Consider the following 23,789-nt stretch of genomic DNA (forward strand, 5'->3'; position numbering starts at 1 on the left):
CGGTGGCACAACAAGAACAGATCAAATGGTTGTTGAATCTGAGGGAATGGGAACTCCGTAACCTGCCCATCCGAAGGTCGGTGATGGCGTACGAAATTTACCTCCGGCTCGCGCTGTTATCAGGCAACGGCGGGCCGCTGCATGGGGTGAGCCTTAAGCGCTTCTACCTGTCGCTAGGGTGCTCTGAGTATGGTGCCCGGATGCATCTGCGTCGTCTGGAGCGGGACGGATGGATAGGTTTCGTCGAGGGAGACGGCGACCGGCGGGGGCGGCAGGTGGTCCTCACGGAGAAGTTCGAAGCCCTCCGTCGCAGCCACCTGCAGATCTTGAGCGACCTGCGACAAGAACCGCGACCTGCCCGTTTGTGACGCCCTACGTGCCGTCCGGCGACTTGTGCCTTAGTTCCTGCCTCACGGGCGCGGGGTTCTGTCAGAATGCAAACCGATTCGCGTTCTCCAAAGAAAATGGCGATCCCGCCTCGAATGGACGACGGCGGAACATCTTGCGGAGTCCCATCACGACCTCCGATTCCATGCCCGCCAGAATGGCAGTTGACCCGCCTCCCGACCGTCGCCTGCGTCCGCTGCACGTGTTCGCCGGTCTTGCCGCGCTCCTTGCGATCCTCTGGTTTTCGATCTGGTTCCTGGTCCAGGAGGGGAAGCGCGCTGCGCTGACCAACGTCGATCGCAACAACAGCAACCTGGCGGTGGGCGTGGCGCAGCACGCAGAGGTCACGCTGAACCAGGCCGACCGCCTCGCGCTGGTGCTGCGCGAACTGTGGCAAGAACCCGTCCAGTTCGCGCGCCAGAGCGCGTCGATGAAAGAGATGGTCCGGGGCAGCGAGGCCATGCTGCAGGCGGCCATCGCGGTGGCCGACGGCACCGTCGTCTGGACCACCGTGGACGGGCCGGCCGCGAACATCAGCGATCGCGAGCACTTCCGGGTCCACGTCGATCGAGACCTTGGCCGTCCCTTCGTGAGCAAGCCGGTGCTTGGCCGGGTATCCGGCAACTGGTCGGTGCAGGTGACGCGTCGCCTCAACGACCCGCATGGCGGGTTTGCGGGCGTGGTGGTGCTTTCGCTGGATCCCTTCTATTTCACGCGCCGGTTCGCGAGGCTGCAGATCGGGGATTCCGGGCGCGTTGCGCTGGTGGGCACGGACGGAGTGGTGCGTGCCCGCACGACCGGGACACAGAAGGAGAGTGCGGGCGACGTGATCGCGGACACGCAGGCGCTTCAGCTGTTGCGCACCCGGGCGAGGGGCAGGCTCGCCATCGTGAGCGGCTGGGACGGGATCGAGCGGCTGGACGTGTTCAGTGCGGTGGGCGACTACGATCTGCGCGCCCTCGTCGGTGTCTCTCGGGACGAGGCGCTTCGGGATTTCCACGACAGCCGTCGCAACTACCTTGTCTTCGGCGCGCTCGTCTCCATGCTGCTGGCCACCATGTCCGTGCTCATCGTCGTGGGGCTCAGGCGGCAGCTGGCGCTGCTCGCCGAGGCCGAGCAGGCGCGCCTCCGCGCCGAGCGCTCGAATGCGCGCAAGACGGAGTTCGTCGGCGCCATCGCGCATGAGGTGCGCACGCCGCTCAGCAGCATCATCGGGTACTCGCAACTGATCGCCGCCGGCAAGGTCGACCCCGTCCGCCATGCGGCCTTCGCGCGGCAGGTGGAAGCTGCCGGCCTGCGCGTCAGCGAGACGATGAACGACCTCCTGGAGATCGCTCGCATCGAGGCGAACAAGCTGGTGTTCACGTACTCGCGTGTATCGCTGCGCGAACTGGTCGGAGACTGCGTCGACGTGTTGGAGCCGAAGGCCAGGGCGAAGGGGCTCTTGCTGAAAGCCGAGTTTGCCGATGACGTGCCGGATGCGTTGCAGACGGATCGCGCCCGGGTGCAGCAGGTGCTGACGCATCTCGTCGACAATGCCATCCGGCACGCCGGTGAGGGAGAGGTGGACATCCGTGTCACCCGGGACGGCGACAAGTTTCGGATCGTGGTTGCCGACCAGGGGCAGGGCATCCCCGCGGACGTTCTCGATTCCCTGTTCAACCGTTTCGAAGGCGACATGTCCCCGGTCGCTTTGCGCATCAGCGGGACCGGACTTGGTCTGTCGATCGTCAAGGCTGTCGTCGAGCGCATGGGGGGGCGTGTGCGGGCCGAGGTGCTCCCGAACGTGGGCACGCGCATCGAGGTCGTTCTGCCCTTCCCGCTGCCGGACTGATCGATGGACCATCGCGTACCGGGGCCGCAGGAGCTCATGGCAGGGGGCCCCATCGATGGCGCCACGCCGCAGTCGGCGGATGAGGTGGGCGTGGCGGTCTATGACCGACAGGGAAGGCCTTGCTACCTGAACGATGCGTTCTGCCGCCTGGTCGGGATCTCGCGCGAGGGCCTGTTGGACGGTGCCTCGCCTTTCCGGCATTGGGCCGGGCCGAGCGTCCTTCCTTTCGGCTCGGATTCGGATGCCGATGGATCGCCGGCGATCGACGGTGCGGCAAGGCTTTACAGTGGAGCGTACCGCTATCCGGACGGCGGCCTCGTCCCGGTGGGCCTCGCCGTGCTGCCGTTGTCTCCGGAAGGCGCCGGCTCCTGCACCGTGCTGCTCGAAGTACGGGCAGCGGCCGCGGGCACCGGTCGACACGCTGCCGCCCTGCGTTCCCGGGTGTCAGGAGATGGCGCGCTGAGGGGCGAGCTGCTGGCCGAGGTGACTGCGCATGAATGCAACAATATCCTCGCGGTGATCCGTCTCGTGGTCGTCCAGGCGATGGCCTCGCCTGCTCTGGCGCCTGAGCTGGTGCCGCTGCTCGAGCGCATCCGGGATGCGAGCGAGCGCGGCGCGGCGATCGCCCGGACGATCCTCAGGCCGCGCGAACGACTTCAGGCGGCGTTGGCCGAGTCGGACATCGATGCCCATATCCGGTCGCTGGGCCCCGTGCTCGCGGAGACGGCTGGTGCCGCGGTCAGGGTGCAGCTCGATCTGGCTGCCGGAGACCGGCTGGTGTCGTTCGATCCAGTGGGGTTGGACAGCGTCCTGATCAATCTGGTTGCCAACGCGCGCAACGCGATGCCGGCCGGTGGCGCCGTCACCATCTCGTCGCGCGCCCCCGCCGATGCGGCGCGAGCGCCCGGCCCGGGGGGCGTAGAGCTGCGAATTTCCGACGAGGGTGTCGGAATGCCGCTCGAGGTGCTGGTCCGCGCATTGAATCCGGGGTTCACGACTTCCGCGGACACGGGAGGCACAGGTCTGGGGCTGTCAATCACTCGGGAACTGATGCAGGGGATGGGGGGCGAGGTTCTGATCGAGTCCGCTCAGGGGCGTGGCACGACTGTGACCCTTCGCCTGCGTGCGTCGGCGCCCGCGTCTGAGCCCGAGCCCGAGCCCGAGCCCGAGCCCGCGGCGCGTTCGACCCGGCTGCTCGTGGTCGAGGACGATGCGACATTGCGGGAGCTGGCGGCACTGGTGCTCGTCGCCGAGGGCTACGAGGTCACGACTGCGGGCGACGCGGGGCAGGCCCTCGAACTTCTCGAGCGCTGCGCCTTCGACCTGATGTTCTCGGACGTCCTGCTGCCGGGCGGGATGGACGGGACCGAACTCGCGGAGCTGGCAGGGCAGCGTTGGCCGCGGATGCGGACCCTGCTGTCGAGCGGCTACATGGAGCATGCGGTGTCCGGGAGCAGGAACTGGCAGGTGCTCCCGAAACCCTATGATCCCGCGATGCTGCTGCGCGAGGTGGCACGGGTGTTGAAGGCGGGCGATGCGGTCGAGGACTGACGAGGCCGCGCAGAGCTTGCGCCAAGGACTTCGCTCCTTGGAGCGGCGCGTCAACGTGTGGGGCCTGGTCGCGGTCGCGCTCCTGCTGTCGGCATTCGGGCTCGTGCTTCTGGATGAGCGGTTCGACAACGAGTTGCAGTCGCTGCCCCGCGTTCGCATGGATGCCGTACAGGTTGCGGGGGAGCTCAGGGTCCGGGTGGGGGTGCTCACGGACTTTTCGCGCCAGTACGCTGCCACGGGCAATCCGGTCTACCTCCGGTACTACGAAACCGAGGTCGCGATCCACGAGGGCAGGGCGCCCGCTCCGCCCGAGTACTCGGGACGGTTCTGGTATCTCGTGATGGCCGGTGAGGTCGAGCTGCCGCCCTGGGGAGTGTCGGATTCCTTCGAGCAGCGCGTGGCGCGGATGGGGTTCACGGAAGGCGAGCGGGCCGAGCTTGCACGGGCGGTCCAGGGCTGGCTGAAGCTCAGGGCCATCGAACAGGCTGCGCTGGCGGGCCTGTTCTCCGAGCCGGGCGGAGCGACGGGGCGATTCGTCCCGGCACTGCATGATGCAGCCTACGTCGGGGCGCGTGCCGACGCGCTTCGCCCGCTCGAGACCTTCCTGGTGTCCGTTGGCAGCCGTGTCGAGGCGCGCACGGCTGCGCTGCTGCGCAGCAAGCGGCTCGCTCACGCCGGTCTGATGGCCGCGGCGCTGGGGCTGGCCGCCTCGCTGGTGGCGGTGCTGTGGCTGCTCAGGTCACGCCTGCTTCGCCCGCTCGAGACCCTTGACGGCTGGATGCAGGGCGCCGGTGCCGCCGGGGTGCCGCGCAGCCTCGGCATGCTGCAGCCTCTGGCGCGCACGCTTGAGCGATCGACGGCGGAGGTGGACGCACTGGTGGGCGACCGGGAACAGCTGATCCGCGCATTGAGACAGGCCGACGCCCGCTTCGCGCGGCTGGCGGCCCAGGTGCGGGAGCTCGCGTTCGAATGCCGCCTCGACCCCGTGCTGCACCTGCCCAGGTTCAGCTACGTCAGTCCCCGGGCGCGCGATGTCCTGGGGATCGAGCCGGATGCCCTGATGGCGGAACCAGAGTGTCTTGCCGAGGCCATGCCCCCGGAGGATCTCCGGGCGCTTCGGGACTCGGTCGAACGCGCCCTGGCATGCGGCGGACCGCTCGAACTGACGCTGCGTGTCCGGTCGCCGGCCGACGGGCTGCTCCGGGCGGTCCGGCTGCAGGCGGTGGCCACCGACGAGCGTCGAGGACGGCATGCGTATGCCGGGGCCATTCGTCCTGTCGACCGCGAGGTTTGAGAGGTAAACCGTGTATCATTGAGGCGAGTCACGCTTTGACCGGTTTGGCTCATCATGTTCCTCTCTCGGCAACCTTCGGGTTGCCGTTTTTTATGTCGAGCATCAGGCGTACGCGGGTTCCCCCCGTCGCGGACTCGATGTCCAGCCGGCCCCGCAGGGCATCCGCGCGTGCACGCATGTTGCGCATGCCCCGGCCGTCCAGCCGGGAATCGTCCGGCAGTCCCTGTCCGTCGTCCTCGACTTCAATCCGCAGAAGTCCTGTCTCGGCGTCCCAGAGGGCCCGGATCGTCAGTCTTCCGGCCCGCGAGTGGCGCAGTGCGTTGTTGCTGGCCTCCTGCACGATGCGCATGATCTGCAGCAGCGAGGTGGAGGGAAGCTCCGGGAAGCCCTCCAGGCGCACTTCGAGCGACGGTTCGATGCGGGCACTGCACAGGCGGCTTTCGACCCGGTGGGCGTAGTCCACGAGCAGGTGCTCGAGCACTCCTGCGGGACGGGCCGCGGAATCGAGCATCAGCCGGAGGTCGTCGATGCAATCGTTCACGTGCTGGGCAGCCTGTTGAACCGTCGCTTTTCCGCTGGCCAGCGCAACGCGCGTGATCGAAAGTGTGGATAGGAATCCGTCGTGCATGTCGCGCAGCAGACGTTCGCGTTCGTCCGCGCGGGCGCGCTGCTGCTCGATCTCCAGGATGCGGCCATGGCTGCTTCGCAGCTCAGCCTCCCGCTCGTCGAGCCTCGATTGCAGGATTGACGAGAGGTTGCGGCTTGTGCGCAGAGCGGCAGCGAGGGCCGAGATCATCCCCATCCCGATCAGGAAGAGGGTGAGCGCGCTCGAGTACACGAGAACGTACACCCCGGTGAAGGAGCCGCCGCCCCGCAGCCGAAGCAGATCCAGAGTGCCGGCGACGGGCACGACCAGGAAGGTCAGCGCCATGGCCCAGTCGCTCTTCGTGCCTGAGCGCCATGCCCAGCGAAGCGACGCCACCGAGATCGTCACGCCCAGCAGTTGCAGGGGCAGGTACAGCACGCTGATCAGGATCGGGTCCAGCCGGAACAGCCATGCGAGGACGGGGGAGATCACCGCGTAGCCCAGCAGGGCCCGGACGTAGCCCGGCCGGTCGCGCTTGAAGTAGGCGAGGTAGGTGAGACCCAACAGGCAGGTGAACGCCAGACGGCTGGCGAAGACGACCCAGTCGAAGGGATCGAAGGGAATCAGCGGGCTGGTCACCAGGATGTTGAGGTTGCTGATCACCGCGAGCAGGCAGGTCAGGCCGTACCAGAGGTAGAGACGGCCCTCCTGGAGCTGCAGGTGGATGAGCAGCGCGAGCATGCCCGGTCCGAGCGTCAGCCAGAGCTCAGGGCGTCGATCGAGCCCACCTGGAGCAGGTGTCGAGGCAGGTACGCCTCTCGGTACAGCGCGTCGGCGGGGCCGATGGTGACGGCCGACAGGCCGTTGCTCTGCCGGTGGTTGGCGAACACCTCGATCTCGATGAGGTTGCTGCCCGGGCGCCACGCGGACCGGGGCGGACGGACGAACAGCGGCCGGTGATGGCAGCGCATCGCCTCGAGGGGAAGCGATCCGCAGCCGCCGACCTCGAGTCCGTTCAGGATCACCCGTCCGGAACGGCTGATCCTTGGAATGTAGAGCGCGAAGTCCGCCATCGGATCGGCGATCCGGAGCTCGAGCCGGTAGCTGACTCGACTTCCCCGGGGCGCGAAGTCACCGGGCTGAAGCCGATGCGGCAGGCTCACGGGCCGCGTTCCGGACTCTGTCGCCAGGACGGCTTCGGACAGGATCTCGGGCATCGCCGCAAGCGCACCGGACGCGGCAGCGAGCAGCGACAGGCAAGCGAGCACCGCCAGGCGGGCACGCAGGGCGCGCATTCCGAGGCTGGCTGCGCCGGCGAGGAGCCCCCGCCTCGGTGAGACGGAAGCCGTGCTCAATCCAGCAGTCCCATCGATCGCGCGCGCGTGATGGCTTCCACCTTGGAGTGGGCTTCGAGCTTCTGGTAGACGCGGCGGACGTAGGTCTGGACGGTGGAGCGCGCCACGCCCATGCTCGACGCCGCCCGCTTGTAGGACGTGCCCTTGGCCAGCAGTGCCAGCAGCTCCAGTTCCTTGGGAGCGAGCATCAGTCCGGGGCCTGAGTCGCCGCCGGAGCCGGCGGGTTGCGCCATCCTGAGAAGATGGCGAGCGAGCGAGGGGCTGATCGGATATTCGCCGTGCATCGCCCGGCTGATCGCGTCGGAGATTCCTAGGGCCGTATCGTCCTTGAGCAGGTAACCCCGGGCGCCGGCGCGGATTGCATCGAGCACGTGTGCTTCGTCCGAATGGATGGATGCGACGAGGACCGGGGTATCGGGATGCCGCGTGCGCACCGCCCGGATCACCTCGATGCCGCTCATGTCAGGCAGGCCGAGATCCACCAGAACGATCGAGAACCTCGCATCCGGCTCGCTCAGCGCCCGCAGGGCCTCGGCGCCGCATCCGGCGGCGCGCGTCGGCAGGGAAGGCCCGAGTTCGCGCAGCGCTGCCTGCGTAGCCTTCCCCGTCAAGTGGACAACTCGAAATCAGAGACTTCGGGTTTGAAACTCCTCGGCATGAACTCTGCGGGCGGGACATCGCCGAGCGACTCATGCGGCCGGTACTCGTTGTAGTCCGTCAGCCATTCGTCGGCGATCCGCTGCACATCGCCAAGCCGGTTGAACAGATGCGCGTCGAGCACCTCTTCGCGGAACGTGCGGTTGAACCGCTCGACGAAGGCATTCTGGTTGGGCTTGCCAGGCTCGATGTACAGCAGCTTGATCCCGTTGCGCTCGGCCCAGTCGGTGAACTTGTCCGCGGTGAACTCCGGCCCGTTGTCCAGGCGAATGGCGTCGGGCTTGCCGTAGACCTCGACGAGCTGCTCCATCACCCGAACCACCCGGGCCGACGGAATCGATTTGCCGCACTCGATGCGCAGCGCCTCCCGGTTGCCCTCGTCGATCACGTTCAGCGTCCGGAACGTGCGCCCGTCGTACATCGCGTCGTGCGTGAAATCCATCGACCAGATCCTGTTGAGCCCCTGTGGCGCCTCCAGCGGCTGGCGCTCCCGAGTGAACGTCCTGCGCTTGGCCTTGCGCTTCAGGTTCAGCCGCATCTGGCAGTACACCCGGTGAACCCGCTTGTGGTTCCACCCATAGCCATCGGCCCGAAGCCGCCGGAAGCACTTCCAGAACCCCCAGCGCGTGCGCTTGGCGACGATCCCGTTCAGGACGTCGACCACCCCCGCATCGCGCTGCGCCCAGTCCACCGTAGGTGCGTAATACGCCGACCGCGACAGCCTCACGGTCTTGCAAGCACGCGCAATCGAAAGACGGTGCTCCGACACCATCACCTCGATCGCCGCGCGCTTGGCGGCCGGCGTTACAACTTTCGCGATAGAACGTCCTTGATCGCTGCGTTCTCCAGCGCCAGCTCCGCGTACATCCGCTTGAGCCGCGCGTTCTCGGCCTCGAGCTCCTTGACCCGCTTGAGCTCCGAGACCGACATGCCGGCGTACTTGCTCTTCCATTGGTAGAACGTGGCGCTGCTGATCCCGTGCTTGCGGCACACCTCGGCCACCGGCACACCGGCCTCGCCTTCGGCCAGCACCGCCATCATCTGCCTCTCTGTGAACTTCGACTTCCTCATCGCTTCTCCTGCGCTTGAAGGAAGTCTCCAGTTTCAAACTGTCCATCGCAAGGGGAAGGCTACGCCTGCAGCAATTCCCGGAAGACCGGCTCGTCCTCCACGACGAGTCCTGCAGCGCATCCATCGGCGGCTTCGCTCGCATCGGAGGCCTGATCGGTGCAGGGGCGGAGGGGCGCCGCGCGGTCCTCGCTTCGACCGATCCGCGCAAGGCGCAGCTTGCCGAACGCGAGCTGCGCCGTACCGGCTTCCACCGGCTCGAGGACCATGGGGGCACCTGGGATGGCCATGAGCGGCGAGGGGTGTTCTTCGATGCGCGTGGGCGTGCGCCGGTGCCCGGGCCACGCGTGGGGCTCAGCGCCGCGGCCAGGGCGCCGGCGCTGCAACCGGGCCGGTGAACGCCTCGTCCATGTAGGCCTTGACCGACCGCAGATCGCGCGCGAGCTCGGCTGCGTCCACCGTGGGGTCGTGCAGGGTGTACTCGAAGGCGCTCCCGGGAAACCGTACCAGATGCGAGCTGGCGATGATCTCCGTGCCGTTGGCGGTTGGCGCGACGCGATAGACGGTGCGCTGGTCGATCCGTCGGCCGAATGCATTCCCGAATCGCGCTGCGGTCAGCAGGTCGTCGAGGCGGCGCGAGCGCACCACCTCGCGGGCGTCGGCGCTGCGCAGGGTCCACTCGCCGCCGACGCGCAGACGGATGACGGCGGAAATGACCCGGGCGGGCTCCCGCTCCGCGACGAGGATGCGGGCATGGGGCGCCGGCCCCGCCGCCGCGTCTGGCCCCGGCTGCCCGTCCGCGGATGGCGCGGCGCATCCCGAAAGAAGGGCCGCTGCCGCGGACAGGACAACGAGACCCCGGGCCCGGCCATGAACCGGCCGGCGGCGAAGCAAAGAGAAGATCTTGCGCATGACGTATTCCACGATGGCGGCCGGGGCCGAGTTCGCGCTCGGTGCGGAGCAGTCGACTCGTGTGACGAGCGCGGGCGGTGACGACGAGACGGCCGCGCGCATCGGATAACAGGACGGGCCAAGAGTAGCACTCGGAAACGTGAAACACAAAATCCGTTTTCGATTAAGAGGGGCGATCCGGGAGGGGCGGTCCTTGTTGCGCCAAGGGGAATTACGGCAACTCGCGGCCAGACTTTGCTTGACATAAAAATCACTATGCGCGACCATGAATGTGGAATCACGATATAAAAACGTCGGGAATCGGTCCCCTGCTGATCGCAGGGGCCGTGACGCATGAGCTGACCGGCGCAGGATGCGGCGCGTCCTCTGCGCGGCGTCCCACCAACCCAGACCGTCAGTGCCGAAATGCTCCTAATCAGTCTTCCAGCCTCCGATGGCTCCGCGCGGGGAGGCTGCCAGTACGTTCTCCTGCGCGGCCGCAAGGTGATTGGCAGCGGTGCGCTCGCGGTCGAGGAGCTGCCGGCGGTGCCCGCCGGCGCTGTCCGAGTGGCTCTGGAGTGCGGGCTCGCCTTCTCGGAGCGGGTGGAGGTGGCCGCGTTCAATCGCGCCGTGGTGCCGTTCTCCGTTCGCAGGCACCTGAAGGGGCTTTCGGTCTTTCCCGGGGCGTTTCGCGAGGCGGTCTCCGCGGACTCGCTGTCCGGCGGAAGGGCGTCCGCCTGGGTCACCGCCGCCCCCGAGTCCGACGTCGAATCCGGCCTTCGACAGGTCGATTCGACGACGCGTCCGGTGGAGGTGGTGACGCTTGCCGAGGTCGCGGTGGCAGCGCTGGCCGGAGAGGTGCGGCCGGAGCCGATGCTCGTCCATTGGGCTCGCGGGGCGCAGCTGGTGAGCCTCGTGGTCGAGCGCGGACGGGTTGCGTGGTCTCGTGTGCAGCGCGTGGTCCAGGGCGGCGGGGAGGCGCAGTTGGCGCAGGCCGTCGAGGCCGCCGAGGCGGTCGTCCCCGTCGGGATGCGTTCGTCGCTGACGGGGCGCATGTTCCTCGGGTTCGTGCTGGATCTGCCGGACCGCAGCAACGGGGCATTTCTCGAGCGAATCCACCCGCAGGAGCGTTTCGCGCGGCTGTTCTCCGGAGCGGGGCCGGACGAGGTCGCGGCGCGACCTGAGCTCTACGGGCTGGTGTTCGTTCCTCCGGGGCTTTCGCTTGCCGGCGAGGACTACAGAGCGCAGGTCGGCGCCCGGCGGCTGGGCCGTCGGCTGGTTCTCGCGACGGTCCTGGCGGGCGTGGCGGCACTGGTGGTCGCAGCGGGAGGCTGGCTCAGTGCGGGGCAGCTCGAGGCCCGTCACGAGGCCGAGTCCGCCCGGCTCGAGCAGCGCGCAGCGCGGGCGCGCGCCGTGCTTCCGGAGGTGGCGCGCATCGACGAACTGAAGCGCTCGCTCGCCGTCGCCGGGCAGAGCATGTCGGGGCTGCGCGCCGACTACTTCCTCTCGCGCTTCGCGGAGGTTCTGCCGGCGGATGCCCGGCTGCGCCAGGTCGCGATCCGGAAGGCGGGCCAGAAGGAGGCCGCCGGCAGTTACGAAGTTGCCTTCCGGGTCGAGGTCTCCGGCGCGTATCGATCGACGAAGGCCCAGGCGGAGCGCATGGTGGCCGCGTTCGCCTCGATGGGGGAGCTGCGGGGAACCCAGCTTCTGCACGACCCGGACGCGGCACCGGGAGGTCTGGCGACCCTCAGGGGAACGCTGATCGTGGCCGCCGCGGGATTCTGATGCCCGAACAGTCCGGGTCTCCCGGGGACCTCCTCGCCGCGCACCTGCTGGGTGCCGGGATCGTCGCGCCTCACTACCTGGAGTACGCGTCCCGGGTGCAGCGGCTCACGAAGCGCGGACTGGCCGACGTGCTGCTGGAGCTCAGGCTCCTGGGGGACGAGGAGCTCGCCGAAGCGTTCGGGGCCGTCCTGGGGCTGCCGGTTCACACGCCGCGCGTCTCCGATTTCGATGCCGATGCGCTGGCGGAGGTGCCGTATGCCTTCGCGCGACAGGCCCGCGTCCTGCCGCTGCGCATCGAAGGCGACGAGCTCGTCATCGCCACGGCCGACCCCTTGTCTGGGGACGCCGATGGCCGGCTCGGCCGGCTGTCGTCGCGGCAGTTGCGCTGGGTGGTGGCTCCACGGGGCCAGCTGGTCCGCTGCGTCGAATCCTTCTATCACTCCTCGCAGCGTCCGATCGACGCCGAGATCGATCAGTTCACGAGGGCCGGCTCGATCTCGGGAAGCTTCGACGCGGAGCGTCTCGTCGAGCTTCTGATCGGCGCCGGCATCCAGGCAGGCGCGTCTGACGTCCACCTGGTGCCGTCCTCGATGGCGTCCCTGGTCTTCCTGCGCATCGACGGCGTGCTGCAGCAGCGCTACGTGCTTCCCGCGGACGCGCACGTGCGCCTAGCGTCGGTGATCAAGGTTGCCTCCGGGATGGACATCGCGGAGTCGCGGCGTCCCCAGGACGGGAGGATGACCTTCACGCTGATGCAGGAGGCCTTCGACCTGAGGGTCTCGGTCGTGCCGACCACCCGCGGGGAGAGCGTCGTGGTGCGCATCCTGTCGGCCGAGGGCGACGTCATCCCGCTGCGCCGGCTGGGCTTCACGCAGCAGCAGCAGGACGCCATCCGTGGGATGTTCGCCCAGCCGGCTGGCATCGTCCTGGCGGCCGGGCCTACCGGGTCCGGAAAGACGACGTCGCTCTACGCGGCGCTGCGCACGCAGAGCCTGCTGGAGCGCAACGTCATGACGATCGAGGATCCGGTCGAGTACGCAATGCCCCTGGTCCGGCAGGTATCGGCCAACGAGCGCACCGGGGTCTCCTTCGCCAGCGCGATCCGTTCATTCCTGCGCCAGGACCCCGACGTGATGATGGTCGGCGAGATCCGCGACCACGAGTCCGCCGTGATGGCGGTGCGCGCGGCGCAGACCGGCCATCTCGTGCCTGCCTCGCTGCACACGAACAGCGCCGTCGGTGCAGTGATCCGGATGCGCGACCTCGGCATCGAGCCCTATCTGCTCAGCGCGTCCATCGTGGGGGTCGTGGCCCAGCGTCTCGTGAGGCGCCTGTGCGGCGCGTGCGGCGGCGCGAAGAGCCCGCGCGCCGCGTCGCGAGGGTGCGTGCGCTGCGGGCACACCGGCTACTCGGGCAGGGTGGTCGTCGGCGAGGTGTTCGTGTTCGACGAGGGCATGCGCGAGCTCGTGCAGGCAGGCGCCGGCGCACACGAGATGCACCGCTACGCGCTGGCCCAAGGGATGGAGGACATGCACGCTTCCGGCCGCCGTCTCGTCCGTGACGGGGTGACCGACGAGGCGGAGCTGGCCCGCGTCCTGGGGGACCTCTGAGATGCCGATCTACTTCTACCAGACGCTCGGGGCGGACGGTACGCTGCGCCGGGGCACCGGCCAGTTCTCGGGGCTGGACGATCTCCTGAGCGAGGTCGAGGCCCGCGGCGACGTGCTCTACCGGGTGGGCGCCACCCCGGCGCCGCTCGACGGCCTCCTCCGGCTGCAGCCGCGCCACCTCTCCCTGCCGGCGGTGGTGGAGTTCTGCCATTTCGTCTCCGAATACCTGGCGTCGGGCGCGACGCTGCAAGGGGCGCTCGAGGATCTGGCTGCAGCGTCGCGCTTCTCGTCGCTGAAGCAGCGCGTCCGCGTGATCCGCAGGTCGATCACGGCGGGGCATTCCCTTTCGGAGGCGATGACCGAGGCGGGCGGGTTCCGGCCGTTCGTCGTCAGCATGGTCGCGGCCGGGGAGCAATCCGGCACGCTGGCCCGGGTGCTGCGCGCCTGTGCCGACCACCTGGAGCAGACGCTCGCGCTGCGCCGATCGGTGCGGCGCGGGGCGATCTACCCCGTGGCGGTCCTTCTCGTGCTCGGCGTGGCGCTGGGCTTCTGGATCTCGGTGGTGGTGCCGAACATCGGGCAGCTCTTTCGCGTGGCGAACATGCCGGTGCCTGAGCTGACCCAGGACGTGGTCGACGCGACCGCCTGGATCCAGGCCAATGGCGCCCTGCTGCTCTGGCTGCCCGCGCTTCTGCCGGTGCTCTGGTTTGCCGCTTTGCGCTGGCAGCCGATGCGCAGGGCGGTCGACGGCGTGCGCTGGCGCGTGCCGCTGGTGGCGCCCCTTCTGCGCACCACGACCCTGTCCTTCTTCTTCCTGAACCTGTCGGCGATGTACGGGGCCGGGCTGACGCTGTCGCGGGCGCTCGAGCTGCTCGAGCGGGACGTCCAGAACCATGCCTTCGGGCGCCGGCTCGCGTCGATCCGCGAGGCGGTCGCCGCAGGCAGCCCGCTGGCCGCGGCCATGAGCTCGCAGAAGATCTTCGATCCGCTGCCGGTCCACCTGGTCCGGCTCGGCGAGAGCACCGGCCAGCTCGAGCCCCAGCTCGCGCGGCTGGCCGCCCACTACGCGGCGAAAGCCAGGGCGCGCATCGAAGTGATCGTCAAGCTCGCGGAGCCGGCGATCCTCCTGGTCGTGGGCGCGGTCTTCGCGCTGCTGGTCGCCGCGCTGGTGCTCCCGGTCTACGACATCGTCAACCAGGTCGGAGGGATGCGCCTGTGGTGAGGAATCGATCCGCGTCGCCCTGCAGGCACGGCGGCTTCGCGCTGCTCGAGCTGGCGCTGTCGCTGCTGGTGCTCGGCATCGTGCTGTCCGTCGGATTGCCGATGCTGAGCCTGCAGCTGCGCTCGGCGAGCGGGGCCACGAACGCCGCGAGCGTGCGGGCGGCGGCCGACGCGCTGGTGGGGCATGCGGTGTCCAGCGGCGGCCTCCCCGGGCCGTACCGGTTCGACGGCACCGGATCGGAGCTGGCGAACTCGGACGAGGTCCGTTCGGCGCTCAGGCTGAGCGACGGCGCGCCCGTCCGTTCCAGCGCCGGGGCGCCCGGCGCGCTTCCCGCGGACCTGCTGGGGGTGCGCGGTTCAGGTCACCAATCGCATGCCCTGCTCTACGACGTGCATCCCGGCCTGCGATCGGACCTCCCGTATGTCTTCTCGACGGCGCCCTATGGCTCCGCGGGCGAATCGTCGACCGAAGGCACCGGGGGCAGCTCCGTGCAGCTGTGCCGAAACCTCAACACGCTGATCGAGCTCGAGCGGCTTGGCCGCGCCGGCGCCGCCGGGCATGTCCTGCCGCTGCCCCGGGCGTGGCGCGACGCGAGCTCCTTCCTGGAGCCCGGGAAGAACTCCACCGTGATGGCGGCCGTGGTTGTCCGGCGCAACGGCTCCGGGCTCTGGCAGCTCGATCGGGAGAACAACGTGGTTGCGAAGACCGGCCTGTACACGAAGGACGCCGCGGAGCTGCGGATCTACGAGAACCCGGCCACCCGCGTCGATCCCGGCGCCTACGACGGTGACGTGGCGGCGATCTCGCTGCCCGCGCTGCGCGAGGCGCTGCTCTCCTCCGGACAGTGCCGCGGCGGTGCGGCCGCCTGCCGCAACAACCAGCTCCACGTGACCTTCCAGAACGACGTGACGGTGCGAACCAGCACCGACGGCGCGGCGGGCCCGAGCATCGGGGCGACGATGCTGTGGAGCATCGACGGAACCGTCTTCGAGCCGATCGGGGCCGGGCAGAGCGCTTCGTACTGCGTCGACGCGTTCGCGCTGCAGGCCACCGAGTCCGCCAAGACCCTGTCGATCCGTTTCGCTTCCGCCACCGCCGCGCAGGCGGCGAGCGACGCCGACAAGGCCAGGGTGCTCGCAGGCGCTGCCGGCTGGGTGACCCGCGAGACGCTGGACGGAGGCGGACGGCAGGAGATCGTCCTGCGCTGCGGCGGCATCGGCTCCTACGAGAGCACCACGCCCGACGTCCTGGTGACGACCGGCGTGAGCTGCTCGGCGCTCAACTGATCTTGACCGGGGTGAGATGAACACGTTCTACAAACGGACACTGCGCGCCTCGGCGCTCGCGGCTGCGTTCCTCGGCATCGCCGTCTTCCTGGCGGTGGTGGCCTGGAAGCAGCAGCGCGCGTGGAGCGATTCCCTGCAGAAGCTCGATGCCCATGCGCGGCAGGTGGAGTCCCTGGAGCGCGATGCGCGGAGGTACGCGGGCATCGGCGCGAGGCTCGGCTGGGGACCCGGCGCCACGCTGCGCCGCGAGCCGGTGGACCTGACGGCACTGTTTCGCGGCGGCGAGTTGGCGCGCATCAACGAACTGCTCGCGGTCACCTACACCGGGTCCGGGTTCTTCTCGCTGGATTCGCTGTCCATCGAGAAGGCCGGTGCGCAGGGGGCGGCGGACGCGGTGCGCGTGACCGTCAAGGGTGAGAACGTGCTGCTCGTGGAGAAGCGATGAAGCGTTTCGCGGTGTTCGCGCTGATCCCTCTCGCGGCCGGCGCGGGCGTGGCCGGAGGCTTGTGGTGGAAGGCTCCTGCGGCGATGCCGTCGTTGCCGCAGGTGGAGCGTTTCGACATCCCCGAGCTCCCCGCCGTCGATGCGCGCTTCGCGCGCCGCCAGCCAGTGGAGTTCCGCACCTCGGTGCTCGCGGGTCCGCGGGTCGCGGTGGCTGCTGCGCCTCCAGCACCCGTGGTCGCGCCGCCTGCGCGGCCGTTGCCGATCCTCCGGGCAGTGCTGATCGATGGCAATCGCCGCTTGGCGCAGCTCGACGGGGCGGTGGTGCCGGAGGGCGCGACGGTGGCGGGATTCCGCGTGGAGCGGATCGAACCCTGGCGGGTCCGGGTGTCGAGCCTGGAGTCGGGCGGCGCACGTTGGATAGCCATGAACAAGGAATACTGAGCATGTCCCGCAAACCTGAGATCCAAGCCCCTGGAGCGGCGGCCCGGCAAGGGCCGGTCCCGTCGGCCGTCACTGCCAGGCCGGTTGCTGCCAGGATCCGGCTGGCGAGGTTCGCCGCCGGCGCCGGGGTCGCGCTGCTGCTGGCCTCCTGCGCGCAGATGCCGCGCCCTGAGCCCGGCTCGTCCGCCGTTCCGGGAAGCGGATACCGGGACGTCGAGCGCAAGGTCGATGGCGGCAACCTCGACCGCCGCCTCGACGCGCCCGCAGGCGCTCGAGAACTGCCGGCGCTGGGCCTGGCCGATCGCATGATGAAGGAACCGCTGCCCGGCGCCGATGTCGCAGAGGGCCGTGGTTATACCTTCCGAACCCGCGGAATCTCGGTGGATCAGGCGCTGGCGCTCTTCGCGCGTGCCAATGGCCTGAACGTGATCGCCGAGCCTGGCCTCGAGGGCACCCTCTCGGTCGACTTCGAGAACGTGCCGCTGGAGCGCGCCTTCGAACTGATGCTCGGCAGCCTCGGATACGCCTGGGAGATCCAGGACAAGGTGATCCGGGTCCGCAAGCACGAAACCCGGACCTTCCTGCTGGACTACATCCGCCTTCAGCGGACCGCGAGCACCACCGGCAGCGTGGGCATCGGCGGAAGCGGCACCGGGCGGGCGGGCCCGGGCGGAGGCGGCGCGGCGGGCGGAGGGTCCGGCAGCGGCGGCGCGGGTGGAAGCGTGTCGTCGAACAACGATGGGCAGTTCTGGAACGACTTCGAGTCCCAGATGCGGTCGTTGCTGTCGAAGGATGGCCGGATGACCATCAGCCGCTTCACGGGCACCGTGCAGGTGACCGACCTGGTGCCCCGGGTCCGGGAGATCGAGGCCTTCATCCGGGCGATCCGCGCCGGAATGCACCGACAGGTCGACGTGGAAGTGCGAATCGTCGAGGTGAGCCTGCGTGACGACCAGGCGCTCGGTCTCGACTGGACCCGGCTGCCGATCAACCGGTTCGGCGGCTTCCTGACCACGAACACCGCGATCACCGACGCGGGGGGCGGGCTGACGCCGCCGCCGAACACGATCTCGGGCGTCTACAGGCGCGCGGGATTCGAGGCGATCATCACCGCGCTCTCGCAGCAGGGCGACGTCCGCGTGGTGTCGCAGCCGCGCATCCGCATCCTGAACAACCAGACCGCCTTCGTCCGCGTCGGCACCGACGAGACCTTCTTCACACGCACCGTCAACCGGCTGATCCAGCCCGGCGGCAGCGTGGTTGACACGATCAACGAGACGCCGAGCACGGTCACGCTCGGCGTGCTGATGTCGGTGACGCCCCAGATCTCGTCGGACGGCTACACCATGCTCGACATCTCGCCGACGGTGACCCGCCTCGCCGGCACGGTGACCTCGCCGCGCGGCGACAGCAACGCGCCCAACCTGGAGGTCAAGCAGACCCACACGCTGGTGCGGGTGCGCGACGGCGAGATCGTGCTGCTCGGGGGGCTGATCCAGGAAGAGAGCACCGACTCGACGCGCGCGTTGCCGCTCGTCGGCGACCTGCCGTTGCTGGGCCGCGCGTTCAAGAGCACCTACCAGGCCGCGCGGCGCAAGGAGCTGGTCATTTTCCTGATCCCGTCGATCCTGCCGGAGACCTACTGAGGCCATGTCCGACCTGAGTACGGCATACCGCGCGCTCGGGTTCGCCTCGAGCCCCTTCAGCATCACGCCCGACACCGCATTCTTCTTCCCGGGAGCGCAGCACGTTGCCGCGCTGCGCCACCTGAGCTTCGGCGTCACTTCGGGGGGGATCACCGTGCTGACCGGCGAGGTCGGGCTCGGCAAGACCCTGCTGTGCCGGCAGGTTCTGCGCGAGGCCCCCGAGGACACGCGCATCGCCTACGTGCTCGATCCGCTCCAGTCCTACCAGGGCATGCTCGTGTCCCTGATCCGGGAGTTCACCGGCGAGGATCCGCATGAGGACGAGCCCGGAGGCCTGTTGCGGGAATTGCAGGGCGTGGTGCTCGAGCTTGCCCGCGACGGAGTGCGCGCCGTGATCCTGGTCGACGAAGCGCACCGCCTCACGCCGGAACTCCTGGAGGGCCTGCGAATGCTGACGAACCTCGAGACCGAGAAGTCGCGGCTCGTCTCGCTGGTGCTCGTCGGGCAGCCCGAGCTCGAGCGCACGCTGGCATTGCGCTCGATGCGTCCGCTGGCCCAGCGGGTATCGGTCCGGTGCCGGCTGACGCCCTTCAGCGCCTCGCAGACGGCCCACTACGTGCGCCACCGTCTCCGCCTGGCGAACTCGAGCAATGCCCTGGAATTCACCGGACTGGCCTTGCGCGCGGTGCACCACGCGAGCAGGGGGGCCCCCCGCCGCATCAACCAGATCTGCGACCGGGCGGTGCTGCTGGCATTCGCCGAGTCGAGGCTGTACGTCAACACATGGATGGCGCTTCGCGCTGCGCGCGAAGTCAAAGGAAGCTGGCTATGAGCATCATCGAACAGACCTTGCGCAGGCTCGACGGAGACGCGCCGCCGGGGCCGCTCCAGTCCGAGGCCATCCACGCGTCCGCGGTGTTTGAACGCCGGCCGCGGCGCACACCGATCGTGCTCGCCGTGCTGGCCGCGCTGGGACTCGCCGGCGCCGGGGCGTGGTTTGCATGGACCGGGATGGTCTCGCCGGGGGCCGTGGCGACCGTGAGCAAGCCGCCCGTGCCGCCGGTTTCGTCGATGCCCTCGAGCCCCATTCCGGCGCCTTCGCCGGCGGCGGCGGTCGAGCAGGTTCGCCCGGATCCCGCACCGGCGGCACGGGCGCCCGGTGTCGGCCCGACGGGTTTCGAGGGGGCCCTTCCGGCGCCGCACGCCGGACCCGCGCGCGCGGAGCGGGCGGCGGCGGGCTGGATTGACGAGGCGGCGCCCTGGGTGCGCCGAGGCGCCGAGCAGTACATCGCCGGCCAGAGGGACGACGCCTTCGCGATCTGGCGCGAATCGCTGGCCGGGATCCCGGCTCACCATCTGCTGTTGAACGTGGCGCAGTACTCGGACGCAAGCCTGGCGCGGCGGACCTTCGAGGAAATGGCCGGGCAGTTCCCTGTCTTCCTGGTCAAGGGGCGAGGCGCCCGTCTCCATCTGCTGGCCTACCTGAACGGCGAGCGCAATGACCGCATGCGTGACGGCATTGCCCATCAGCTCGGCAACGACGCGCCCGGCTGGGTGAGCGCTGCGGGATTCAGGGCCGGTATTCTGCAGCCGAGTCCCAGGTTCCGGCCGGACGCGGATGAGGCCCCGGCGGCGCGCCCGCAGGGCCGTCCTGTCGCCCAGGCCGCCGGGAGCAGTACCCGGACCCTCGCGGCTGCGGCTGCGGCTGGCCAGCGTGGGCAGGCGAGTGAGCGAGCGGCGGATCCGGCCGCCGGTCGAGCGGGGCCGGCGCAGGAGCAGGCGGGCGATGAGCGCGCCGGCGATGCGTTGCGCCAGGCCCAGGCCCTCATCGACGGCAGGCAGCACGTGGAGGCGCTGTTCATGCTGCGCAGCGCGCCGGCGGATGCGCGCGAGCGCTGGACGTTCCACTACCTCGTCGGCGTGGCCGAGATGGGGCTCGGGCGGCGCGAGCAGGCGATGGCAGCGCTCGGCGAAGCCATCCGGATCGCTCCGCACCAGCCCCAGCCGTGGGTGCAGCGCGCCGTGCTCCAGCAGGAGCGAAAGGACCACAACGCGGCGCTGGCGGACCTCCGCCGGGCGGCGGAGATCTCTCCCCGCCTTCCGGAGATCCACCTGAATGCTGGCTATTCCGCGGATGCGCTCGGCCGGACCAAGGAAGCGCGCGATGCCTACGTGCGCTTCCTCGACCTCTCGGCGTCGCGGGCCCATTTCCACGAGTCGCGGCAGTGGGTGGCGCGCCGGCTCAGGGATCTCGGCGTCGACGGAAACGGCAGCTAGGAAGGCGATGGCCGGTCTGCGCGCAAGGCTGGTGGCGCTCGCCGTCGCGCTCGCCGCCGCCGGGTCGCATGCCGGCCCCCAGCTTTACGAGCCGATGTCGGCTGCCGTGCGCAACGCCTTGTCGCAGCGCGTGTCCGACGCTACGGCCGGCCGCCTTCCGGTGTTCCCCTCGGTGGAGGAGAAGATCGACTGGCTGGATGCGATGTCGGCGCGCCTGCCTCGGGGCGCATTGCCGCGGCTGGAGGATCGCCTCGAGTTCCTGCTAGCGCTGCGCTACGAGGCGATGCGCGCGGGCCTCGACCCTCAGCTGGTGCTGGCCGTGATCGACGTGGAGAGCCGCTTCCGAAGGGATGCGCTCTCCAGCGCCGGGGCCCGGGGCCTGATGCAGGTGATGCCCTTCTGGACGCGCGTTCTCGGCAACGGCGACGCAGGCGCACTGCTCGACCCTCGGGTCAATCTCCGCTACGGCTGCACGATCCTGCGGCACTACCTGGACATGGAACGCGGCGACCTGTTCCGGGCGCTCGGCCGATACAACGGCAGCCTCGGGCGCGCCACCTACCCAGAGGCCGTCCTGCGTGCATGGCGCCGCTGGCACTTCGATCCGGGACCGGCGATGCGGCGCGCCGCGGCGCAAGGGCCGGCGCCTGGCGGGAGCGCGCGGCTGACCGGGGGCGACTCGGGTTCCGACGGCGCGCAGACGGCGCCTGGCGGCGTCTGAGAGGCGTCTGAGAGGCGTCTGAGAGGCGACTTAAGGTTCGCCGGCCTTCGTCGAGCGAGGCCCGTGTCCGTGCGGCGCCCCTGTCCGTGATGTCATGAGTCGTTAGAAAGTATTGCGAAAACACAAAGCGGCACCGAAAAACATGAATTACACTAAGGCGCTGTCCCATGAACATGCCTCATGTACTCATTGAAAGGAAGGTCATGTCCGTTTCCAAGTTCGCTCTCCCAGCTGCAGGGCTCGCCCGCGCCGGCCGGGCGCGCTCCGGCCAGAGTGGCTTCACCCTGGTGGAGCTCTCCGTCGTAGTGCTGATCGCCGGCCTGCTGCTGATGGCCGTCATGAAGGGGCAGACCATGCTCGAGAATGCCCGCGCCCAGAAGCTGCTGAACGACGTCAAGCAGGTCGAGATGCTGCTGGGCCAGTTCGAGAACGCCAAGGGCCGGCTGCCCGGCGACTGCGACCGCAACGGGGTGATCGACTACTCGCTGGCCGATCTCGGCGGCACCGCCGGGGCCGACTATGGGCTGACGGACAACGCGGATCGCGCTGCGCAGTACGACTACACCGGCAACGACCTGTCCGCGTCCGGCGCCCTCGACGGCGCGCTGCGCTTCTGCCCGGACACCGGCGTCGCGTCTGCGGACACCAAGACCACCAACGCGAACCTCTGGATCAACGACCTGCGCGCCGCGGGCACGATCTCGCGGGCCACGACCAACCGCCTCTTCGCCAAGCACGTCGCCGAGGACTTCGTCTTCGTCGGCTCGGCCACCGTCAACGGCGAGATCTTCAACGCGATCACGGTCGCCAACGTGCCGACCTGGATGGCCAAGAAAGTCGCGGTGAACCTGAACGGCAGCGAGTCGCTGTCCAGCCGCGGCCAGCTGCGCCTGCTCAAGGCCGGCGCGGCCGACATCAGCAGCACCGATGCGTTCGACCCGGCCTGGCCTGCGAACAACGACACCGTCGTGAACCTCATCTACTTCTTCCGCAACGTGCCGGACACCGACGCCTGAGCGTCGACGACTGACCCGAGGAACCACTCATCATGAAATTCAAGCGCAGCAAGCAATCGGGCTTCACGCTCGTCGAACTCTCCGTCGTCGTGCTCATCGCAGGCCTCCTGCTGATGGCGGTGATGAAGGGCCAGACCATGCTGGAGAACGCCCGCGCCCAGAAGCTGGTCAACGACATCAAGAACGTCGAAGCGCTGATCGGGCAGTACGAGAACGTCAAGGGGCGGCTGCCCGGCGACTGCAACCGCGACGGCGTCATCGGCTTCGCGCCGTTCGCCACAGCCGGATTCTTCTCGCTGACCGGCAATGCCGCACGCTCCGACCTGTACGACTATTCAGGCAGCGACATCGGCGCCACCGCCGGGGAGCCGGCGGTGGCTGTCGATGGCCTCGCCTTCTGCGCCGAGACCGGAAACACGGCCACTGCCGAGAGCAACGCGAACCGCTGGCTCAACGACATGCGCGCCGAAGGCGTGGTGTCGCGGGCCACCACCAACCGTCTCTTCACCAAGCACGTGGCCGAGGACTTCCTGTTCGTCGGCAGCCTGGCTGTCGCGAGCACCGAGGTCTACAACGTGATCGTCATCGCCAACGTGCCGACCTGGATGGCCAAGAAGGTCGCGGTGAACATCAACGGCAGCGAATCGCTGTCGAGCCGGGGGCAGCTGCGCGCGGTCGCCGGCACGGCCTTCACCCCGGGCGCGGCCTTCCTCGTGAGCTGGCCCGCCAACAACGACACCGTCGTGAACCTCGTCTATTTCTTCCGGAACGTGCCGAACGCGGCCGACTCCACCACCTGAACCCCCTGAAACCCTGATCGGAGAACGATGATGAAGAAACCCATGACGAAGAAGCAGACGGGCTTCACCCTCGTCGAGCTGTCGGTGGTCGTGCTGATCGCCGGCCTGCTGCTGATGGCGGTGATGAAGGGCCAAACGATGCTGGAGAACGCCCGCGCCCAGAAGCTGGTCAACGACGTCAAGAACGTCGAGGCGCTGATCGGCCAGTACGAAAACCTCAAAGGGCGCCTGCCGGGCGACTGCGACCGGGATGGCGTGATCGACTTCCAGGTGCACGACCTCGGGGCGGCTGCCACCTACGCGTTGAACGCGAACCCCACGCGCGCCGCGGTCTACGACTACTCGGGCGCGGACCTGAGCGCCACCGCGTCCGATCCGCTCGGCTACTGCGCCGAGACGGCGGGGACCGCGGTGTCCACGAACGGCAACAAGTGGATCAATGACCTGCGGGCTGCCGGCGTGACCTCGCGGGCCACGACCAACCGGCTGTTCGCCAAGCACGTCGCCGAGGACTTCATCTTCGTCGGAAACCTGACGATCGACGGCGAAATCTACAACGCCATCACCATCGCCAACGTGCCGACGTGGATGGCGAAGAAGGCCGCGGTCAACCTGAACGGCAGCGAGTCGCTTTCGAGCCGCGGCCAGCTTCGCCGGCTGGCACAGGCCGACGCGATCGGCGCCACCGCCGCAGTCGCGTTCTCCGGCACGTGGCCGGCTGACAACGACACCGTGGTCAACCTGATCTATTTCTTCCGGAACGTTCCGGACAACGTCGCCAGCGGCGGCTGACGCCAGGCCCTGAGGGCGGCGCCGCTCCCGGGCGCCGCCAGCCCCGGTCTCGGCCCGGCCGGAGCTGATGGGCTCGCCCGCTGACGCGGCCGACGCCCGCGGCGTCTCCCGAGATCCGGCGCCGCT

The 23,789-nt window shown here is 69.0% G+C and carries 23 protein-coding genes; 17 read left to right on the top strand and 6 right to left on the bottom strand.

The window, feature by feature from the left end; translation table 11 throughout:
• Positions 1-2 precede the first annotated feature (2 nt).
• The 4 genes from HNQ70_RS10245 to HNQ70_RS10260 all read left to right on the top strand — a co-directional run bounded on the left by HNQ70_RS10245 (position 3) and on the right by HNQ70_RS10260 (position 5,066).
• The gene (locus tag HNQ70_RS10245; RefSeq protein ID WP_183967073.1) at positions 3-368 is read left to right on the top strand and encodes a helix-turn-helix domain-containing protein; all 366 of its coding nucleotides are present in this window, start codon (positions 3-5) and stop codon (positions 366-368) included.
• A 164-nt stretch (positions 369-532) separates the two neighbouring features.
• A complete protein-coding gene (locus HNQ70_RS10250) occupies positions 533-2,221 on the top strand; it encodes a sensor histidine kinase (protein WP_183967075.1) in 1,689 nt (562 codons plus the stop codon).
• A 3-nt stretch (positions 2,222-2,224) separates the two neighbouring features.
• A complete protein-coding gene (locus HNQ70_RS10255) occupies positions 2,225-3,772 on the top strand; it encodes a PAS domain-containing sensor histidine kinase (RefSeq protein WP_183967077.1) in 1,548 nt (515 codons plus the stop codon).
• Positions 3,773-3,809: 37 nt separating this feature from the next.
• Positions 3,810-5,066 carry a PAS domain-containing protein gene (locus HNQ70_RS10260; protein ID WP_183967079.1) on the top strand — a complete coding sequence of 419 codons (1,257 nt, stop codon included), beginning with the start codon at positions 3,810-3,812 and terminating at the stop codon, positions 5,064-5,066.
• A 52-nt stretch (positions 5,067-5,118) separates the two neighbouring features.
• Here the strand turns inward: HNQ70_RS10260 and HNQ70_RS10265 are convergent, their stop codons facing one another.
• The 6 genes from HNQ70_RS10265 to HNQ70_RS10290 all read right to left on the bottom strand — a co-directional run bounded on the left by HNQ70_RS10265 (position 5,119) and on the right by HNQ70_RS10290 (position 9,644).
• A complete protein-coding gene (locus tag HNQ70_RS10265) occupies positions 5,119-6,393 on the bottom strand; it encodes a sensor histidine kinase (protein ID WP_183967081.1) in 1,275 nt (424 codons plus the stop codon).
• A gap of 14 nt (positions 6,394-6,407) precedes the next feature.
• Entirely contained in the window at positions 6,408-6,947 is a 540-nt protein-coding gene (locus HNQ70_RS10270; protein WP_183967083.1) for a hypothetical protein, read from the bottom strand.
• Positions 6,948-7,003: 56 nt separating this feature from the next.
• The gene (locus HNQ70_RS10275) at positions 7,004-7,618 is read right to left on the bottom strand and encodes a response regulator transcription factor (RefSeq protein WP_183967085.1); all 615 of its coding nucleotides are present in this window, start codon (positions 7,616-7,618) and stop codon (positions 7,004-7,006) included.
• Positions 7,615-8,735, bottom strand: a protein-coding gene (locus HNQ70_RS10280) for an IS3 family transposase (RefSeq protein ID WP_246434900.1) whose coding sequence is annotated in 2 segments (ribosomal slippage) — positions 7,615-8,474 and positions 8,474-8,735 — 1,122 coding nt in all. Because the reading frame shifts where the segments join, the coding sequence is not laid out codon by codon here. The genes HNQ70_RS10275 and HNQ70_RS10280 overlap by 4 nt, the downstream gene beginning before the upstream one ends.
• 59 nt (positions 8,736-8,794) lie before the next feature.
• Positions 8,795-9,001: a hypothetical protein gene (locus HNQ70_RS10285; RefSeq protein WP_183967087.1), complete on the bottom strand. Its 207-nt coding sequence runs from the start codon at positions 8,999-9,001 to the stop codon at positions 8,795-8,797.
• An 85-nt stretch (positions 9,002-9,086) separates the two neighbouring features.
• Entirely contained in the window at positions 9,087-9,644 is a 558-nt protein-coding gene (locus HNQ70_RS10290; RefSeq protein WP_221302756.1) for a hypothetical protein, read from the bottom strand.
• Between the two features lie 525 nt (positions 9,645-10,169).
• On the opposite strand from HNQ70_RS10290, the gene HNQ70_RS10295 reads away from it, so the two are divergent.
• The 13 genes from HNQ70_RS10295 (at position 10,170) to HNQ70_RS10355 (ending at position 23,663) form a co-directional block, all read left to right on the top strand.
• Positions 10,170-11,408, top strand: a complete 1,239-nt coding sequence (locus HNQ70_RS10295; RefSeq protein WP_221302757.1) for a hypothetical protein — start codon at positions 10,170-10,172, stop codon at positions 11,406-11,408.
• Complete coding sequence (locus HNQ70_RS10300; RefSeq protein WP_183967093.1) at positions 11,408-13,018, top strand: GspE/PulE family protein; 1,611 nt, start codon at positions 11,408-11,410, stop codon at positions 13,016-13,018. Before HNQ70_RS10295 ends, HNQ70_RS10300 begins: the two co-directional genes overlap by 1 nt.
• Before the next feature lies 1 nt (position 13,019).
• Complete coding sequence (locus HNQ70_RS10305) at positions 13,020-14,240, top strand: type II secretion system F family protein (RefSeq protein WP_183967094.1); 1,221 nt, start codon at positions 13,020-13,022, stop codon at positions 14,238-14,240.
• Positions 14,237-15,526, top strand: a complete 1,290-nt coding sequence (locus HNQ70_RS10310; protein ID WP_183967096.1) for a hypothetical protein — start codon at positions 14,237-14,239, stop codon at positions 15,524-15,526. The genes HNQ70_RS10305 and HNQ70_RS10310 overlap by 4 nt, the downstream gene beginning before the upstream one ends.
• 16 nt (positions 15,527-15,542) lie before the next feature.
• On the top strand, positions 15,543-15,971 hold the full coding sequence (locus tag HNQ70_RS10315) for a hypothetical protein (RefSeq protein WP_183967098.1): 429 nt from the start codon (positions 15,543-15,545) through the stop codon (positions 15,969-15,971).
• Positions 15,968-16,411, top strand: a complete 444-nt coding sequence (locus tag HNQ70_RS10320; protein WP_183967100.1) for a hypothetical protein — start codon at positions 15,968-15,970, stop codon at positions 16,409-16,411. The genes HNQ70_RS10315 and HNQ70_RS10320 overlap by 4 nt, the downstream gene beginning before the upstream one ends.
• 2 nt (positions 16,412-16,413) lie before the next feature.
• Positions 16,414-18,057: a type II secretion system protein GspD gene (locus HNQ70_RS10325; protein WP_183967102.1), complete on the top strand. Its 1,644-nt coding sequence runs from the start codon at positions 16,414-16,416 to the stop codon at positions 18,055-18,057.
• Positions 18,058-18,061: 4 nt separating this feature from the next.
• The gene (locus tag HNQ70_RS10330) at positions 18,062-18,889 is read left to right on the top strand and encodes an ExeA family protein (RefSeq protein ID WP_183967104.1); all 828 of its coding nucleotides are present in this window, start codon (positions 18,062-18,064) and stop codon (positions 18,887-18,889) included.
• On the top strand, positions 18,886-20,334 hold the full coding sequence (locus HNQ70_RS10335; RefSeq protein ID WP_183967106.1) for a tetratricopeptide repeat protein: 1,449 nt from the start codon (positions 18,886-18,888) through the stop codon (positions 20,332-20,334). Before HNQ70_RS10330 ends, HNQ70_RS10335 begins: the two co-directional genes overlap by 4 nt.
• Before the next feature lie 7 nt (positions 20,335-20,341).
• Positions 20,342-21,055 carry a lytic transglycosylase domain-containing protein gene (locus HNQ70_RS10340; RefSeq protein ID WP_183967108.1) on the top strand — a complete coding sequence of 238 codons (714 nt, stop codon included), beginning with the start codon at positions 20,342-20,344 and terminating at the stop codon, positions 21,053-21,055.
• 203 nt (positions 21,056-21,258) lie between these two features.
• Positions 21,259-22,071, top strand: coding sequence for a prepilin-type N-terminal cleavage/methylation domain-containing protein (locus tag HNQ70_RS10345; protein WP_183967110.1), 813 nt, complete (start codon positions 21,259-21,261; stop codon positions 22,069-22,071).
• Positions 22,072-22,103: 32 nt separating this feature from the next.
• On the top strand, positions 22,104-22,871 hold the full coding sequence (locus tag HNQ70_RS10350; protein ID WP_183967112.1) for a type II secretion system protein: 768 nt from the start codon (positions 22,104-22,106) through the stop codon (positions 22,869-22,871).
• A gap of 30 nt (positions 22,872-22,901) precedes the next feature.
• Complete coding sequence (locus HNQ70_RS10355) at positions 22,902-23,663, top strand: prepilin-type N-terminal cleavage/methylation domain-containing protein (RefSeq protein WP_183967114.1); 762 nt, start codon at positions 22,902-22,904, stop codon at positions 23,661-23,663.
• Positions 23,664-23,789: the final 126 nt, after the last annotated feature.

The organism is Quisquiliibacterium transsilvanicum (genome assembly GCF_014202215.1).
Taxonomy (GTDB): Bacteria; Pseudomonadota; Gammaproteobacteria; order Burkholderiales; family Burkholderiaceae_E; genus Quisquiliibacterium; species Quisquiliibacterium transsilvanicum.

Bases quoted from the DNA above. Each gene is read 5' to 3' on its own strand.
- HNQ70_RS10265 (WP_183967081.1), bottom strand. From the start codon at position 6,393: ATGCTCGCGCTGCTCATCCACCTGCAGCTCCAGGAGGGCCGTCTCTAC.
- HNQ70_RS10250 (WP_183967075.1), top strand. From the start codon at position 533: ATGCCCGCCAGAATGGCAGTTGACCCGCCTCCCGACCGTCGCCTGCGT.
- HNQ70_RS10345 (WP_183967110.1), top strand. From the start codon at position 21,259: ATGTCCGTTTCCAAGTTCGCTCTCCCAGCTGCAGGGCTCGCCCGCGCC.
- HNQ70_RS10270 (WP_183967083.1), bottom strand. From the start codon at position 6,947: ATGCGCGCCCTGCGTGCCCGCCTGGCGGTGCTCGCTTGCCTGTCGCTG.
- HNQ70_RS10330 (WP_183967104.1), top strand. From the start codon at position 18,062: ATGTCCGACCTGAGTACGGCATACCGCGCGCTCGGGTTCGCCTCGAGC.
- HNQ70_RS10285 (WP_183967087.1), bottom strand. From the start codon at position 9,001: ATGGTCCTCGAGCCGGTGGAAGCCGGTACGGCGCAGCTCGCGTTCGGC.
- HNQ70_RS10315 (WP_183967098.1), top strand. From the start codon at position 15,543: ATGAACACGTTCTACAAACGGACACTGCGCGCCTCGGCGCTCGCGGCT.
- HNQ70_RS10325 (WP_183967102.1), top strand. From the start codon at position 16,414: ATGTCCCGCAAACCTGAGATCCAAGCCCCTGGAGCGGCGGCCCGGCAA.
- HNQ70_RS10355 (WP_183967114.1), top strand. From the start codon at position 22,902: ATGAAGAAACCCATGACGAAGAAGCAGACGGGCTTCACCCTCGTCGAG.
- HNQ70_RS10335 (WP_183967106.1), top strand. From the start codon at position 18,886: ATGAGCATCATCGAACAGACCTTGCGCAGGCTCGACGGAGACGCGCCG.
- HNQ70_RS10290 (WP_221302756.1), bottom strand. From the start codon at position 9,644: ATGCGCAAGATCTTCTCTTTGCTTCGCCGCCGGCCGGTTCATGGCCGG.
- HNQ70_RS10340 (WP_183967108.1), top strand. From the start codon at position 20,342: ATGGCCGGTCTGCGCGCAAGGCTGGTGGCGCTCGCCGTCGCGCTCGCC.
- HNQ70_RS10350 (WP_183967112.1), top strand. From the start codon at position 22,104: ATGAAATTCAAGCGCAGCAAGCAATCGGGCTTCACGCTCGTCGAACTC.
- HNQ70_RS10255 (WP_183967077.1), top strand. From the start codon at position 2,225: ATGGACCATCGCGTACCGGGGCCGCAGGAGCTCATGGCAGGGGGCCCC.
- HNQ70_RS10300 (WP_183967093.1), top strand. From the start codon at position 11,408: ATGCCCGAACAGTCCGGGTCTCCCGGGGACCTCCTCGCCGCGCACCTG.
- HNQ70_RS10320 (WP_183967100.1), top strand. From the start codon at position 15,968: ATGAAGCGTTTCGCGGTGTTCGCGCTGATCCCTCTCGCGGCCGGCGCG.
- HNQ70_RS10305 (WP_183967094.1), top strand. From the start codon at position 13,020: ATGCCGATCTACTTCTACCAGACGCTCGGGGCGGACGGTACGCTGCGC.